Here is a 1622-nt window from a genome sequence, read left to right as displayed (position 1 = left end):
GCGGGCGGGACGGAAGCCACCTCCGCGCCGGGCCTGGGCGCTGGAGCACTGGTGGGCGGGGGCGGGCTCGCCTTCGGCGCCGAGGTATCGGGCCTGGCTGTCGCGGCTGTCTTCGCGCCCGAGGACGTCGGGCTCGCCTTCGGCGCCGTCGCCTCGGACGCGGCCGTCGCGGTGGACGTGAGCGCCGTCGTCGCGACGGCGGGCGGAGTCTGGGCCGCCGCGAGGGGCGTCCAGAGCGCGAGCAGCAGGCCGGGGAGGCGGGTTCGGAGCGTCATCACGGTAGTCCTCACAGCGCGGCCGGGCGCGAGCTCAGCGCCACCTGGGTCAGCCCGCTGGACGCGTCGTAGCGGGGGACCTCGCCCTGTCCACCGGGGTGATACACGAGCAACCCGCGCGCGCTCGCGGACTTGAGGCAGTGCTCCTGCGTGGCCAGGTCCGGGCACGCGACCACGATGTCCCGGGGCGCCTCGTCATCCTCAACCGGCGTGTCCTGCACCGCGAAGACCGGTGCCTCCACGGGCGTCTCGGACGGAGAGACGGTTTCCCCTCCGGACCGCAGCATCAGGAACACGGAGGCCGCCACCGCGACCAGCGCCGCGGCGACGGCGGCCGGACGGTGCCAGCGAGCGGGGCGCACCACGACAGCGTCGGGCGGCGTGGCGGCGGCGACTTCGTACAGCTGCTCCTCCAGCAGGGCCTCCTCCTGGAGCAGCCGCGCGCACGGCTCGCACGTGAGCGTGTGGGCCTCCAGCTCCGCCTCGGCTTCGGGCGGCAGCGCGCCCAGCAGGTACTGCTCCGTGCGGTCGCGGGTGAGGTGGGGCGTGGGGCTGATCATGGTTGTTCCTCTTCGAGCGCGGTGCGCAGCTTCTTGCGGACCTCGCACAAAATCTGTCGCACGCGCTGGACGGACAGCCCGACGCGGGAGGCGACTTCTGCATGGGGAAGTCCCTGGCCGTCACAGGCCAGGAGGAAGACGTTGCGCGCGCCCGGTGACACCTGCTCCAGCGCGTCCCGGGCCCGGGCGAGCTGCTCCTCCGACAGCAGGCGCTTCTCCGCGGACTGTGCGGGGTCCACCGGCTGCTGCCGCTCCGGGAGGTCCTCCAGCGTGCCGTCCACCGACTCGCGCCGCATGCGCCGGGCGTCATCCGACGCGAGGAACGCCGCCTGGGTGAGCGCGAGCGCCGGCAGCCGCAGCTCCGTGAGCAGGCCTCGCTGCTGCTGCTGGATGAGGCGCGCCCACGTCTCCTGCGCCAGCTCCTGGGCCCGGTCCACCCGGATGCCCCGCGCGAGCAGCGACACCACCACCCGGCGCTGGTGCCGCGCGATGAGCGCGTCCCACGCGGCACGCTCCCCCGTCAGCGCGCGCCGGGACAGGGCCTCCTCGTCCGGCGCCGCCGGTCGCGCGGCCCTCTCTGTGTCCTGCCGCGACTGGAGGGTCGTCATCCCCAAGCCCTGTACGGCTGCATCCATGCCGTCTTCCCGTTGCGAGCCGCGCTCGTCCCCCGGAGGCCGTTCCTGCCCCGGGCTCCCAGGGAAACGCGCCTCCTGGCCGGACATATCGACGGGAATGGGCAAGGGGGGCCCGGGGTGGTGGTGTCGCTGCTCGCGCGGGGCATCCGGGT

At 74.5% G+C, this 1622-nt stretch carries 2 protein-coding genes and 1 pseudogene; all 3 read right to left on the bottom strand.

What is annotated here, in order from left to right:
- Positions 1-275: pseudogene (locus D7Y11_RS42545) on the bottom strand (AraC family transcriptional regulator); the annotation flags it as partial.
- Between the two features lie 11 nt (positions 276-286).
- A complete protein-coding gene (locus tag D7Y11_RS42540; protein WP_121754140.1) occupies positions 287-835 on the bottom strand; it encodes a zf-HC2 domain-containing protein in 549 nt (182 codons plus the stop codon).
- Entirely contained in the window at positions 832-1470 is a 639-nt protein-coding gene (locus tag D7Y11_RS42535; RefSeq protein WP_121754141.1) for an RNA polymerase sigma factor, read from the bottom strand. The genes D7Y11_RS42540 and D7Y11_RS42535 overlap by 4 nt, the downstream gene beginning before the upstream one ends.
- Positions 1471-1622: the final 152 nt, after the last annotated feature.

This window comes from Corallococcus sp. AB018 (genome assembly GCF_003986945.1).
Taxonomy (GTDB): domain Bacteria; phylum Myxococcota; class Myxococcia; order Myxococcales; family Myxococcaceae; genus Corallococcus; species Corallococcus exiguus.
This window is presented reverse-complemented; position numbering and strand designations above follow the sequence as displayed.

Coding starts and splice junctions, on each gene's coding strand:
- D7Y11_RS42535 (WP_121754141.1), bottom strand. CDS start 1,470: ATGGATGCAGCCGTACAGGGCTTGGGGATGACGACCCTCCAGTCGCGG.
- D7Y11_RS42540 (WP_121754140.1), bottom strand. CDS start 835: ATGATCAGCCCCACGCCCCACCTCACCCGCGACCGCACGGAGCAGTAC.